This window comes from Rhodococcus sp. WB9, from assembly GCF_007558985.1.
GTDB lineage: Bacteria > Actinomycetota > Actinomycetes > Mycobacteriales > Mycobacteriaceae > Rhodococcus_F > Rhodococcus_F opacus.
Window position 1 is genome coordinate 1,618,259 of the sequence record NZ_CP041769.1, and the last position, 13,165, is coordinate 1,631,423.

At 68.0% G+C, this 13,165-nt stretch carries 10 protein-coding genes; 6 read left to right on the top strand and 4 right to left on the bottom strand.

What is annotated here, in order from left to right:
- The first annotated feature begins 7 nt into the window (after positions 1-7).
- Positions 8-925: a mechanosensitive ion channel family protein gene (locus FND50_RS07770; protein ID WP_054248255.1), complete on the top strand. Its 918-nt coding sequence runs from the start codon at positions 8-10 to the stop codon at positions 923-925.
- Positions 926-971: 46 nt separating this feature from the next.
- Positions 972-2,312 carry a deoxyribodipyrimidine photo-lyase gene (locus FND50_RS07775; RefSeq protein WP_144285344.1) on the top strand — a complete coding sequence of 447 codons (1,341 nt, stop codon included), beginning with the start codon at positions 972-974 and terminating at the stop codon, positions 2,310-2,312.
- Between the two features lie 21 nt (positions 2,313-2,333).
- On the opposite strand, the gene FND50_RS07780 is transcribed toward FND50_RS07775, so the two are convergent.
- Positions 2,334-3,557 carry an MFS transporter gene (locus tag FND50_RS07780; protein WP_043788614.1) on the bottom strand — a complete coding sequence of 408 codons (1,224 nt, stop codon included), beginning with the start codon at positions 3,555-3,557 and terminating at the stop codon, positions 2,334-2,336.
- A gap of 98 nt (positions 3,558-3,655) precedes the next feature.
- Here FND50_RS07780 and FND50_RS07785 point away from each other — a divergent pair, with 98 nt between their 5' ends.
- Positions 3,656-4,231 carry a TetR/AcrR family transcriptional regulator gene (locus tag FND50_RS07785; protein ID WP_005244080.1) on the top strand — a complete coding sequence of 192 codons (576 nt, stop codon included), beginning with the start codon at positions 3,656-3,658 and terminating at the stop codon, positions 4,229-4,231.
- 4 nt (positions 4,232-4,235) lie between these two features.
- On the opposite strand, the gene FND50_RS07790 is transcribed toward FND50_RS07785, so the two are convergent.
- On the bottom strand, positions 4,236-6,170 hold the full coding sequence (locus FND50_RS07790) for a propionyl-CoA synthetase (protein WP_144285345.1): 1,935 nt from the start codon (positions 6,168-6,170) through the stop codon (positions 4,236-4,238).
- Between the two features lie 68 nt (positions 6,171-6,238).
- Complete coding sequence (locus FND50_RS07795) at positions 6,239-7,276, bottom strand: alpha/beta hydrolase family protein (protein WP_144285346.1); 1,038 nt, start codon at positions 7,274-7,276, stop codon at positions 6,239-6,241.
- A 146-nt stretch (positions 7,277-7,422) separates the two neighbouring features.
- Between FND50_RS07795 and FND50_RS07800 the strand changes: the two genes are divergently transcribed.
- The 3 genes from FND50_RS07800 to asnB all read left to right on the top strand — a co-directional run bounded on the left by FND50_RS07800 (position 7,423) and on the right by asnB (position 11,667).
- Positions 7,423-8,097, top strand: coding sequence for a GPP34 family phosphoprotein (locus tag FND50_RS07800; protein WP_144285347.1), 675 nt, complete (start codon positions 7,423-7,425; stop codon positions 8,095-8,097).
- Between the two features lie 166 nt (positions 8,098-8,263).
- Positions 8,264-9,652, top strand: a complete 1,389-nt coding sequence (locus tag FND50_RS07805) for an HNH endonuclease signature motif containing protein (protein WP_260850936.1) — start codon at positions 8,264-8,266, stop codon at positions 9,650-9,652.
- A gap of 173 nt (positions 9,653-9,825) precedes the next feature.
- Positions 9,826-11,667: an asparagine synthase (glutamine-hydrolyzing) gene (gene asnB / locus FND50_RS07810; protein ID WP_144285348.1), complete on the top strand. Its 1,842-nt coding sequence runs from the start codon at positions 9,826-9,828 to the stop codon at positions 11,665-11,667.
- Here the strand turns inward: asnB and FND50_RS07815 are convergent.
- Positions 11,664-13,160: a carboxyl transferase domain-containing protein gene (locus FND50_RS07815; protein ID WP_144285349.1), complete on the bottom strand. Its 1,497-nt coding sequence runs from the start codon at positions 13,158-13,160 to the stop codon at positions 11,664-11,666. The two genes, asnB and FND50_RS07815, sit on opposite strands and share 4 nt — an antisense overlap.
- Between the last annotated feature and the right edge of the window lie 5 nt (positions 13,161-13,165).

The window sequence follows — 13,165 nt, forward strand, 5'->3', positions numbered from 1 at the left end:
GTTGGAGATGTTTTCTTCGCTGCAGGCATTCGAACTGACCGAAACCAACCGTGACTGGCTGATTCACCGCCCGGCCGAGATCGCGACCTACGTCGTCCTGGCGCTCGTGCTGCGTTTCGCGTTGCACCGCATGATCGACCGGATGACGCGGCCCCGGGAGCCTTCCGACAAACCGGCCATGCTCCGTCCCCTCCGGGAACGCGCCCCGCGGGGCGTCAAGGAGGCGATGGTCAACGAGCGTCGCGCGCAACGCGCCCGGACGATCGGGTCGGTGCTCAAATCGACGGTGTCGATCGTGGTGCTCATCTGGGTGGTGCTCCAGGTTCTCGCGGTCCTCGGCGTCAATGTGGCGCCGTTCATCGCGTCCGCGGGTGTGATCGGTGTCGCACTCGGTTTCGGTGCGCAGAACCTCGTCCGGGACTTCCTGTCGGGCATCTTCATGCTGCTCGAGGATCAGTACGGTGTCGGGGACGTCGTGGACCTCGGCGAGGCCGTGGGAACGGTCGAGACGGTGGGTCTGCGGGTCACCACGATCCGCGACGTCAACGGCACCCTCTGGTACTGCCGCAACGGTGAGATCGTCCGTGTCGGCAACATGAGCCAGGGTTACGCGGTCGCGGTGGTCGATCTGCCGATCGCGCACGCCGCCAACGTGCAACGGGCGTGCGAGGTGGCACTCGAGGCAGTCACCGAGGCGGCCAAGAGCGACGCGATCGCGGTCGACGTACTCGAACCCCCGGAACTGCTGGGCGTCAACTCGGTGACCGCGGAATCGGTCACGCTGCGGATCACCGCGCGGACCAAGCCGGGCAGGCAGTGGGCGGTGCAGCGGACGTTCGCCCGCGCGGCGCTGTCGGCGTTCGAGCACTACGACATCGACGCGCCGTACCTGTCGGTGCTGTCCTCTGCTCGCTCCACGAACTGACTCGCTCCACCAACTGATCGGCCCGCGCTTCGTTACCGTGGCAGGTATGGACACCGCACTCGTCTGGTTCCGGCGCGACCTCCGGCTCGGTGATCTGCCGACGCTCCACACGGTGGCGGAGTCGGGGGCGCGTGCACTGGGGCTGTTCGTCCTCGACGATCGGCTGCTGAAAACATCGGGCGGTGCTCGCCGGGACTTCCTGTTCCGCAGTCTCGCCGCACTGGACGACCAACTCGACGGCCGGTTGCTGGTGGTGAAGGGCGATCCCGTCGACGTGGTTCCGACGGTCGCGAAGAAGGTATCGGCCGAAGAAGTCCACGTGAGCGCCGATTACGGGCCGTACGGTCGCGAGCGTGATGCCGCCGTCGCCGAGCATGTCGATCTGGTGGCCACCGGTTCGCCGTACGCTGTGGCGCCCGGCCGGGTGACGAAGACGGACGGGGAGCCGTACCGGGTGTTCACCCCGTATTTCCGGCAGTGGCTCGAACACGGGTGGCGCGCGCCGATCGATACCGGGCGTGCGACGGTGGAGTGGCTGGACCCGGACGACGTGAAGGCGCGGCGGGTGCAGATCCCCGAACCGGAATCCGACGGGTGCCCCGCCGGCGAGGCGGCGGCGCTGCAGCGGTGGGCGGAGTTCTGCGAGGACGACCTCGCCGGGTACGAGGACGCGCGGGATCGTCCCGGTCTCGACGCGACCAGCCGGATGTCGGTGTACCTGAAATACGGCAACATTCATCCGCGGACGATGCTCCGCGATCTCGCGCGCCGTCGCAGCAAGAGCGCCGAACAGTACCGGCGGCAGCTCGCGTGGCGGGACTTCTACGCCGACATCCTCTTCCAGCGTCCCGACAGCGCGCGGGAAAACTACGACCGTCGCTTCGACCGCATCCGCTACGACAGCGGGCCTGACGCCGAGGAGGCGTACTCGGCGTGGTGCGAGGGCCGGACGGGGTTCCCGATCGTCGACGCCGGGATGCGTCAGCTGAAAGCCGAAGCCTGGATGCACAATCGGGTGCGGATGATCGTCGCGTCGTTCTTCGTCAAGGATCTGCACCTGCCGTGGTGGTGGGGTGCCCGCTACTTCATGAACCAGCTCGTCGACGGGGATCTGGCGAACAATCAGCACGGCTGGCAGTGGACGGCGGGATCGGGGACGGACGCGTCGCCGTACTTCCGGGTGTTCAACCCGACGACGCAGGGGGAGAAGTTCGACCCCGACGGCGAGTACGTGCGGCGGTGGGTGCCTGAACTGCGTGGCATCTCCGGCAAGGCCGTTCACGCTCTGAAAGACGGTCGCCCCGAGGACTATCCGCCGCCGATCGTCGACCATGCCCACGAGCGGCAGGAGGCACTCGCCCGCTACGGCGAGATCAAGGCCCCGTGAGTACTTATTAGCCGCGGGCGGTTAAGAAGTACTCACGGGCGCTTTGCGCATGAGGAGCCCGAGGAACGCCGCCGCGGCGAGGACGATGACGAGTCCGCCGTAGACGCGGGTGGTGTCGACGAGCCCGACCTTTCCGACGAGGTATCCGGCGATCAGCGCGGGAACGCTGTTGGCGAGGTAGGCGATCACGTAGATGCTCGACAGCAGTCCCGCGCGCTCGTGCGGTTCGGCGAGCGGCATGACGGTGCGGATGGTGCCCTGGAAGCCGGCGCCGAACCCGATGCCGGCCACCGCGGTTCCTGCGAGAATCCACAGCGCCGACGACGTTTCGGCGCCGACCAGGGTGATGGCGACTCCGACGACGAGGGCGGACGCTCCGACGTACAGGATGCGCCGTGCCGCCACGTTGCGCAGCAGGAACACCGCGAATGCGCCGGTCCCGGTGAGCGTCGCGACCATGATGGCGCCGATCAGCGACGTGTGGACGTCGAGCGCGTTACGGGCGAGCGAAGGTCCGAGGGACAGGTAGAAGCCGCCCAGCGCCCACACTGCCACCAGGCAGGGTCCGGTGAGGACGAGCATTCCCAGTGCGGTGGACGGGACCGCCAGCGTCGGACGCATCGATGCCAGAGCCCCCTTCTGCCGGACCGCTGTCTCGGGTGCGGCCCAGATGCCGAGGATCTCGACGACGAACAGCGCGCAGAACACCAGGAACACGGTGCTGGTGGGCCGGGGAAGGTGCTCGCTGATCAGGCTCGATCCGATGGCGCCGAGTGCGAGGCCGACGGTGGGCGCGATGCTGTTGACGGTGGCGCCGCGTCCGGGTGTGCGTTCGAGGTCGAGGAGGGTGGAACCGAGCGCGCTGATCGCGGCGCCGGTGGCGAAACCCTGCACGACTCGGGCGATCAGCAGGAGGCCGATGCCCTCGGCTGTCGCGAACATGATCATCGAGGCGGCTTCGAACACGAGTGCCGTGATCAGCACGGGCCGGCGGCCGACGTAGTCCGAGAGCGAACCGACGGTGAGCAGCGCCAGCAGCAGGCTCACGGCGTAGATGCCGAAGATCAGCGTCGATTGCAGCGACGAGAAGCCCCAGTTCGACTGGTACACCTCGTACAGCGGAGTGGGTGCGGCAGACGCGCCGAGCAGGGTGGCGATCACGACCGCGACGAGCGTGAAGGCGGCTCCTCGGCGCAGTGCGGGTCGAGACGTCGGTGGTGCTTCGGGCGCGGCAAGCGTCGTCATGGCGTACTCCCCGGAGAACATTAATGCAAAGGGTTTGCGTTAATGGACGCTACGCCGCCACCGTTCTTAATGCAACGTCTTTGCGTTAGCATGGGGGCATGAGTCCGGCTCCAGGCCCGCGCCCCGGTGGTCGCAGCGCCCGCATCCAGCAGGCGGTGCATGCGTCCACGCGCAAACTTCTCGACGAGCGCGACCGAGCGGACATCACCGTCCCCATGATCGCCGCCGACGCCGGGGTCACCCCGTCGACCATCTACCGGCGCTGGGGGGACATCACCGAATTGTTCGCGGACGTCGCGCTCGAGCGTCTGCATCCCGACGCGCCCCCGCGTGAAACCGGCAGTGTGCGAGGCGACCTCGTTGCCTGGGCGCAGGACTACCTCGAGGAGATGTCCTCACCGGTGGGGCGGGCGGCACTGCGCGACGTCGTGATGAGTGCCGACACCGTCAGGTCGGAGGACGGCACCAATCAGTTCAGGTGCGCGACGTTCTGCCGCACCCAGATCGAAACGATCCTCGGACGGGGCGAACCCGTGCAGGGCGTGGTCGAGCACGTGATCGACCACGTCGTGGCGCCGATCATCTACCGCATCCTGTTCGACCTCGACCCTCTCGAAGCGGACCGCGTCGGGGAACTGGTGGATCACGCACTCGACGCGGCCGTCCGGGTCTGAGAGGTCAGCCGCCCAGCTGATTCTTCAGCGCGTCGAGGACGGCGACGTCCTCGATGGTGGAGGGCACCGTGTACTCCTCGTGGTCGGCGATCTGCCGCATCGTCTTACGCAGGATCTTGCCCGAGCGGGTCTTGGGCAGCGCCTGCACGACCGTCACGTCACGGAACGTGGCGACGGCGCCGATCTGCTCGCGCACCATCGCGACCAGTTCGTTGCGGAGGGTGTCCGGGTCGATCTCGACCCCGGCCTTGAGCACGACATAGCCGCTGGGCTTCTGGCCCTTGAGTTCGTCGCGGATGCCGACCACCGCGCACTCGGCCACCGCGGGGTGTCCCGCGACCACCGCCTCCATGCTGCCCGTCGAAAGCCGATGTCCGGCAACGTTGATGACGTCGTCGCTGCGGCCGAGGACGTACACGTACCCGTCCTCGTCGATGTAACCGGAGTCGCCGGTCAGGTAGTAGCCCTCGAACGTGGCGAGGTACGACCGCACGTACCGCTCCGGGTCGCGCCACAACCCGGCCAGGGTGCCCGGAGGCAGCGGCAACCCGATCACGATGTTGCCCTCGGCCCCGGCGGGAACCGTGTTCCCTTCGGCGTCGACCACCTCGACCCGGTACCCGGGCACCGGAACAGTGGGGGAGCCCGCCTTCAGCGGCATCGGTTCGAGCCCGCGCAGGTTGGCGCAGATCGCCCAGCCGGTCTCGGTCTGCCACCAGTGGTCGACGACGGGACGGCCGAGGACGCGGGTCGCCCACGCGTACGTGTCGGGGTCGAGGCGCTCGCCCGCCGCGAACAGCGTCTTCAGGGAGGAGATGTCGTACTTCTCGATCTCCTTCGCGTCGGGATCGGCCTTGCGGACGGCGCGGATCGCGGTCGGGGCGGTGAACAGTGCCGACACACCGTGATCGGAGATCACCCGCCAGAATGCGCCCGCATCCGGGGTCCCGACGGGCTTGCCCTCGTAGAGGACGGACGTGGCACCGGCCAGGAGCGGCCCGTAGACGATGTACGAGTGCCCGACCACCCAGCCCACGTCGGACGCAGTCCACCACACGTCGCCCGGGCCGATGTCGTAGATGTTGCGCATCGACCACGTGAGCGCGACGGCGTGCCCACCGTTGTCGCGGATCACGCCCTTCGGCTTCCCGGTGGTGCCGGACGTGTAGAGGATGTACAGCGGGTCCGTCGCGACCACCGGAACCGGCTCCGCGGGTGCCGCATCCGCCATCAGCGCATCCCAGTCGAACCACGCCGCCCCGGCGCCCTGGTACTCGGCGGCCGAACCGGGGATCTGCTCCCGGTCCTTGACGATCACCGTGTGCGGCGGGGTTCCGGACAGCTCCAGCGCCTTCGCCACCATCGGAAGGTAGTCGACGGTGCGTCCCGGCTCGAGGCCCCCCGACGCCGTCACCAGCACCACCGGTCCGGCGTCGTCGATGCGGGTCGCGAGTTCCTTCGCGGCGAAGCCGCCGAACACCACCGAGTGCACGGCACCGATGCGGGCGCAGGCCAGCATCGCGATCGCCGCTTCGGGGATCATCGGCATGTAGACGATCACCCGGTCACCGGCCACCACACCCTGGTCCTTCAGGACGCCGGCGAACCGGGACACCTCGTCGAGAAGTTCTGCGTAGGTGTAGGTGCGGGATGCAGCGGGGGCCATCGCCGAGTCGTAGATCAACGCCGCCCGATCCCCGTTGCCGTCCCGCACGTGCCGGTCGAGAGCGTTGAAGCAGGTGTTCAGCGACGCATCCGGGAACCACCGGTACATCGGGGCGGCGGAATCGTCCAGCGCCTGCGTCGGCGGCGTCACCCACTCCACGGCCTCGGCGGCGGCGAGCCAGAAGTCCTCGGGACTGTCGGTGCTCCGTAAGTACACCTCGGCGTAGCTCTGGCCATGGTTGTCGCTCGGAGGCGGAGTCCCCGGGGAGCTCATCGATGCACGTCCTCTCGTCGTCGTGTGACCCGCAATACCCTATGCGACGTCGGCGCGTGATGAGGCGGTCAGAGGCCGAGGGAACCGGCGATCATCGGCCAGGAGTTGTGCAGGTCGTCCTGCCAGTAACCCCACGAGTGGGTGCCGGCGGGCCGGAAGTCGTACGTGGCCGGGATCCCCAGGGCGTTCAGCCGGTCGGCCAGCCGATGGGTGCACTCGTTGGTTCCCGCCTCGATGATGCCGCCGACGATCACCTGGTTGGCCAGCGTGCCCACATCTCCGTTGATATCCGGGCCGTTGAGGTTCTCGTGGACGCCGGGCAGCCCGGTGGCATTGCTGATGTACAAGTCGATGCCACGGAGCTTCTCGGCGTTGACGACGGGGTCGTTGGCCACCCACGCGGGGTCGTCGGGCGGTCCCCACATGTTCTCGACGTCGCCGCCTCGGAAGCTGACGACGAAGGTGACGTAGTCCCGGCCCGGTTTGGTGCTCGTCTCGGCGCATCCGCTGAACGCGCCGACGGCGCGATACAGCGACGGGGCCGCCTCGGCCAGGCTGAGGACGGATGTGCCCGACATCGACAGACCCGCGATGGCATTCGCACCGTCTGTTCCGAGTGTGGCGTCGACGATCGGGGGAAGTTCCTCGGTGAGGAAGGTGGTCCACTTGTTCACGCCGAGGACGGGATCGGGCTTTTCCCAGTCGGTGTAGTAGCTGTACGCGCCGCCGACGGGAGTGACGACGTTGACGTTCTTGTCGGCGAAGAAGTCGACGACGTCGGTCCTCGCCTGCCAGGTTGCCGAATCCTCGCCGCCACCCGCGCCGTTGAGCAGGTACAGGGTCGGCCGCGGCACGCTCGTGTCGGCGGGGCGGATCACTTCGAGGAGAATCACCTTCTCCATCGCCGCCGAGTAGACGTACATGTTCAGTTGGCGGGCGTCGATCTCCTCGATGTGGTCGAGGACGGATCCGTCTGCCGATGCCGGCTTGTCGGCGGGAAGGGCTCGCCACTCGTCCGCCGACGCCGCTGCCACCTGACCGAACATGGCCGACGACGCAACGACGGCGACCGCCAGGAGTGCCCGACAGTGTCCGATCGCGCTCATAGCCGCTCCTCGTGCTTTGACTGCGGTGCCCGACAACCGTCTGGTGAATACTCAGAACATTGCCCCTTCACGGTAACCGGCAAACATTCCCCGGGGCGGCTGAACGGACACCGGACTTCGCCGCGACGTCGCCCTATCGTGGAAGTATGACGCTGCTCGCCGAAGATCTGCTGTTGCTGCTGCTCGACGACACATCGGGGAAGCCCGTCGTCGACGGGACCCGGATGCCGCGCGTCCTCGCCGGCGCCGTTCTTCTGGAACTGGCCCTGGGTGACGTCGTCACCCCGGCCGAACCCGGCGAAGACGTGAAGAAGGGGCGTCTGGTCGTCCGGGACGGAGCGCGACCGCAGGATCCGCTGCTCGCGCGGGCCGTCGACCTCATCGGTACGTCCAAGCCGATGAAACCGGAAGCGGCCATCGAGAAGCTCGCCAAGAACCTGCGCGACGAACTCGCGAAACGCATCGTCGGTGCGGGCTGGGTCCGCGAGGAGAAGGGCAAGGTGCTGGGCATCTTCCCGACCACGCGGTGGCCGGAGGTCGACGGCAGCCACGAACGCGCGCTACGGTCCGAGCTGAGCGCCGCGCTCCTCGACGGGGTCACCCCCACTCCGCGCACCGCCGCGCTCGTCTCGCTCCTGTCCGCGGTCGACGCGGCGCCGAAGCTGTTCCCGGACGCGGATCGTCGCGCCGTGAAGAAACGGGCGAAGGAGATCTCCGAAGGCGACTGGGCGGGCAAGGCCGTGCGCACATCCGTCGAGGCCGTCAACGCCGCGATCGTCGTCGCCGCCACCGTGCCCACCATCGTGGCAGGGAGTGGCTAGGCGGCGAGCGGTTCTGCGCGGCGTAGCGGGTTGTGGGGTCTTTTGGAGCGCAACAGCTTTCGCTACTGTGGAACGCATTTTCGATACGGGGGTATTCGATCGGGGCGTTCGGGAGACCATCTGCTGTCTCGTCGATGGGGAATCCGATGTGGGTCTGGTCGAGTTGATGACCGACCTCCATCGCAGTGAGTCGGTGGTGGCCGAACGGAAGCTGGCGGTGATCGCCGAGCTCTTCGTGCGCCGCACTGCCGAGGTCGAGTCCGGCGGGGCGTGGACGTCGACCGCGCACGAAGTGGTCGAGGCCGAGATCGGTGCCGCGCTCACCATGGGGCGAGCGGCGGCGGGTCGGCTGATCGGTCTGGGCATGTCGCTGCGTACCCGGTTGCACGCCACGCGCGAGGCCATGGCACGTGGTGATCTCGACATGTACCGGGTTCGGCTGATCGAGGACGCGACGGCAAACGTGAGCGACGACTGGATCGGCGAGGTCGAACATCAACTCCTCGAACAGGTTCTGGCCCCGCCGCGCTCCGGTGGAACCGGGTTGACCGGCCGCAGGCTCACGAACGCCGCCAACCGCATCATCGCGAGGCTCGACCCGGCAGGGGTGCGCGCCAAGCGGGAGAAGGCTCAGGCGGACAGGTTCGTCGGAGTCTGTGCTGCAGAGGACGGCATGTGCCGAATCCTCGGTTCCGTTCCCGCGGCGCAGGGCCGTGCATTCGACGCGCGATTGCGCGAACTGGCAAACACCGTGTGTGCGAAAGACCTTCGAACATACGAACAGAGGCGGGCCGACGGAGTGTCCGCGCTCATCGACGGGGCCGGGTTCGTGCAGTGTGAATGCGGGCGGGTCGATTGCGGCCGGCGCTCCCGCATCGCGACGACCGCGCGCAAGCCTCTCGTGCACCTCATCATGCTCGACGCCACACTCGCGGGCGGCGACGAACCGGCCTACCTCGACGGCTACGGAATCGTCGACGCGGCGCACGCACGCGAGATCGCCGCCGACGCGGATGTCGAACCGGTGCGGGCACCGAGTTCTGTCGTCCCGACCACGTACCGTCCCGGCACCGTGCTCGACACCTGGATGCGGGTGCTGGTCGGCGGGTGCGAGTGGTTGCACTGCGATGTGGCGGCCTGGAACACGGACCTCGATCATCATCGGCCGTTCGACCATTCCGATCCCGCGGCCGGAGGTCCGACGGTGGCCGGGAACATGACCGCCTACTGTCGAAATCACCACCGGCTCAAACATTCCGGTCACTGGAGGGCGACCGCTGACGGTGGAATCGAGTTGATCGCGCCCACCGGTCACCGATACCGACCGCGGTCGTCGGGGCTCCTGGGTGCCGGACGGAGCGATGCTGGCGGAGGTGGCCACGATGCCGGAAGCGACCACGCCGCGGCCCGTCGCCGCACCCGTGTGCAGAACACCGCTGCGCGGATCCGGGCGGAGCGCCGCCGACGGCGGGCGCACCTGGATGCGGTGCGGCACCGGTCGCCCGGCGCGCGCGAATCCGAAGCCTACGCAGCCGACGAACCCTCGCCATTCTGACAGGCGGCTTTCCCTGGCCCACCGCCTGCGCGCCGAAAAGGGTTACCGTGGAATATAGGTGGTTAGCAAGAGTAAAGAACTGTCAATGTGATTGCGACGGTTCGGACTCGGTTTGCCGCCTCGCAACTGACCACGCGCTGAAGGAAGAGCGCCAGCGACAGCGGGAGGAACACATGTGCGGAATCGCCGGATGGATCTCGTTCGAACGCGATCTGCGCGTCGAGCAGTCCACCGTGGATGCCATGGCCGAGACGATGAACTGCCGGGGGCCGGACGATCGCGGTACGTGGGTCGTCGAACACGCCGCGCTCGGGCATCGTAGGCTCGCGATCATCGATCTGCCGGGTGGGCACCAGCCGATGAGCGTGGACACCCCCGGCGGGGCCGTTGCGATGGTCTACTCCGGCGAGGTGTACAACTTCGGTGAACTGCGCGAGGAGCTGTACGGGCGCGGTCACCGGTTCGCCACGGACTCCGACACCGAGGTGGTGCTCCACGGATATCTGGAGTGGGGAGAGGCCGTCGCGGAGCGGCTCAACGGAATGTACGCGTTCGCCATCTGGGATTCGCGGATCGACGCACTCGTGATGATCCGCGACCGGATGGGCATCAAGCCGTTCTACTACCACGAGACCCGGGACGGCGTCCTGTTCGGTTCGGAACCTAAAGCGATCCTCGCCAATCCGATCGCCGAGTCGACTGTCGCGATGGACGGAATCCGGGAGCTGTTCGCGTTCGTCAAGACACCGGGACACGCGGTGTGGGACGGCATGCGTGAGGTGGAGCCGGGCACAGTGGTCACCGTCTCGCGCACCGGACTGCGGAGGCACCGGTACTGGACCCTACAGACCCGTCCGCACACCGACGACCGGGACACCTCCGTCGCCCATGTCCGCGAACTCCTCGACGACATCGTGCGCAGGCAACTGGTCGCCGACGTGCCGCGCTGCACCCTGCTGTCCGGTGGTCTCGACTCGTCCGCGATGACCGGCATCGCCGCCGAGCAGCTCGCCGAGGTGGGGGAGACGGTCCGCACGTTCGCCGTCGACTTCGTTGGTCAGACCGAACATTTCGTCGCGGACGAATTGCGGGGCACCCCGGATGCTCCGTACGTGCACGACGTGGCCCGGCGATCCGGGACCGCGCACCAGGACATCGTCCTCGACTCCGACGCACTGGCCGACCCCGCCGTGCGCGCGAAGGTCATCCGGGCACGGGACATTCCCATGGGCCTCGGCGACATGGACGCGTCGCTGTATCTGCTGTTCAAGGCGATCCGTCAGCACTCCACGGTGGCGCTGTCCGGTGAGTCGGCCGACGAGGTGTTCGGCGGGTACAAGCAGTTCTTCGACCCGAAGGCGCAGCAGGCGAACACCTTCCCGTGGCTCGTGCAGTTCGCCGAGCACTTCGGCGACGAGAGCAACATCTTCACCCCGGAGGTGACGGCGGGGCTGAACATGGACGACTACGTGCAGGACTCCTACGACGCAGCGGTGTCCGGGATCGATCGGCTGGACGGCGAATCCGACTTCGAATGGCGGATGCGGAAGATCTGCTACCTGCATCTGACGCGTTTCGTCCGCGTCCTGCTCGACCGCAAGGACCGCGCGAGCATGGCCGTCGGACTCGAGGTCCGGGTGCCGTTCTGCGATCACCGACTGGTCGAGTACGTCTACAACACGCCGTGGTCGCTGAAGACGTTCGACGGCAAGGAGAAATCGTTGCTGCGGGCGGCGACCAGGGATGTGCTGCCGCAGTCGGTGATCGACCGGGTCAAGTCGCCGTACCCGTCCACCCAGGACCCGAAGTACGCGGTGGCGTTGCAGGAGCACGGCAAGGACCTGCTCGGCGACCCTTCGCACCCGGTGTTCGGCCTGGTCAGCGCGGACTGGTTGTCCCGGGCGGTGTCCGTCGACACCCCGCAGATCAGTCAGCTGTCGCGTCGCGGACTCGAGCGCACGCTCGACCTCGCGCTGTGGATGGACATGTACAACCCGACGATCAAACTGTCTTAGTCCAGGCCGAGGTTCCGGTAGCGGGCGAGCCGGGCCGCGAAGCGCTCGCTCTCGGGAACCCCGGTCAGGGCACGGAGTTCCCGGGAGATGGCCTCGCCGACCCGCTTGGAGAAATCGACGGCCTCGTCGGCGGCGTCCGGATGCTCGGGGATGATGGCGTCGATGACGCCGTCACGCAGCAGGTCGAGCGAACGGATGCCCTGCGCGGCCGCCATCTCGGGGGCGTGCGAGGTGTCGCGGTGGACGATGGCGCTGGCGCCCTCGGGGGGAAGCGGGGCGAGCCACCCGTTCTGCGCGGCGAGCACGCGGTCGGCGGGGAGGAAGGCGAGCGCCCCGCCGCCCGTGCCCTGACCGAGCAGTACGGACACGGTCGGCGTCTTCAACGTCACGAGGTCGGAGATGCAGCGTGCGATCTCGGGGGCCAGGCCGCGTTCCTCCGCCTCCTGAGACAGTGCTGCACCGAGGGTGTCGATCACCAGGACCAGGGGGATCTGCAACTCCTCGGCCAACCGCATGCCGCGGCGTGCCTCGCGGAGGGCGGCGGGACCCATCGTGTTCAGCGCCGACTGTCCGGCGCGGTCCTGGCCCAGCAACACGCACGGTGCGCCGCGGAAACGTGCCAGCGACAGCAGCACCGTCCCCTCGGTTTCACCCTGGCCGGTGCCGCTGAGGGGCACCTGCTCGGTTGCTGCGTGCCGCAGGAGGTGGCGGATTCCGGGCCGGTCGGCGCGCCGCGACAACATCACCGACTGCCACGCGGGCACGTCGGGGATGTCGACGGCCGGCGGTTCCGGTTCGGTGAGGGCGGTCGACGTCGGCGGATCGATCAGCACCCGCAACGCCCGATGGACGAGCCGGCGGAGGCGCGTGGCAGGGACGACGCCGTCGATGACACCGTTGCGGTACAGGTTCTCGGATGTCTGCACGCCCTCGGGGAATTTCTCGCCGTACAGCGCCTCGTAGACGCGGGGCCCGAGGAACCCGACGAGTGCACCGGGTTCGGCCACCGTGATGTGCCCGAGCGAACCCCAGGACGCGAACACGCCGCCGGTGGTCGGGTTCCGCAGATAAACCAGGTAGGGAAGATGGGCGGCCTTGTGGGTGGCGACGGCCGCCGCGATCTTCACCATCTGCACGAAGGCGACGGTGCCCTCCTGCATGCGTGTGCCCCCCGACGTGGGCGAGGCGAGCAGGGGGAGACCCTCACGGGTGGCGCGTTCGATGGCGGAGACGATCCGCTCGGCCGCGGCAACACCGATCGAACCGGCCAGGAACGCGAACTCGCACGCGATCACCGCGACCGGGCGCCCGCGGACGGTGCCGACGCCGGTGATCACCGATTCGTCGACACCCGACTTCTCGGCGGCCTTCCGCAGGTCGGCGCGGTACTTCTCGTTCGGCCGCACATCGACGGGCGCGGTGTCCCAGGAGACGAAGCTGCCTGCGTCCAGTACGAGTTCGAGCACGTCGTGGGCGGAGATCTTGGCGGCCATGGCCC

Bases quoted from the DNA above. Each gene is read 5' to 3' on its own strand.
- FND50_RS07770 (WP_054248255.1), top strand. From the start codon at position 8: ATGTTTTCTTCGCTGCAGGCATTCGAACTGACCGAAACCAACCGTGAC.
- FND50_RS07775 (WP_144285344.1), top strand. From the start codon at position 972: ATGGACACCGCACTCGTCTGGTTCCGGCGCGACCTCCGGCTCGGTGAT.
- FND50_RS07780 (WP_043788614.1), bottom strand. From the start codon at position 3,557: ATGACGACGCTTGCCGCGCCCGAAGCACCACCGACGTCTCGACCCGCA.
- FND50_RS07785 (WP_005244080.1), top strand. From the start codon at position 3,656: ATGAGTCCGGCTCCAGGCCCGCGCCCCGGTGGTCGCAGCGCCCGCATC.
- FND50_RS07790 (WP_144285345.1), bottom strand. From the start codon at position 6,170: ATGAGCTCCCCGGGGACTCCGCCTCCGAGCGACAACCATGGCCAGAGC.
- FND50_RS07795 (WP_144285346.1), bottom strand. From the start codon at position 7,276: ATGAGCGCGATCGGACACTGTCGGGCACTCCTGGCGGTCGCCGTCGTT.
- FND50_RS07800 (WP_144285347.1), top strand. From the start codon at position 7,423: ATGACGCTGCTCGCCGAAGATCTGCTGTTGCTGCTGCTCGACGACACA.
- FND50_RS07805 (WP_260850936.1), top strand. From the start codon at position 8,264: ATGACCGACCTCCATCGCAGTGAGTCGGTGGTGGCCGAACGGAAGCTG.
- asnB (WP_144285348.1), top strand. From the start codon at position 9,826: ATGTGCGGAATCGCCGGATGGATCTCGTTCGAACGCGATCTGCGCGTC.
- FND50_RS07815 (WP_144285349.1), bottom strand. From the start codon at position 13,160: ATGGCCGCCAAGATCTCCGCCCACGACGTGCTCGAACTCGTACTGGAC.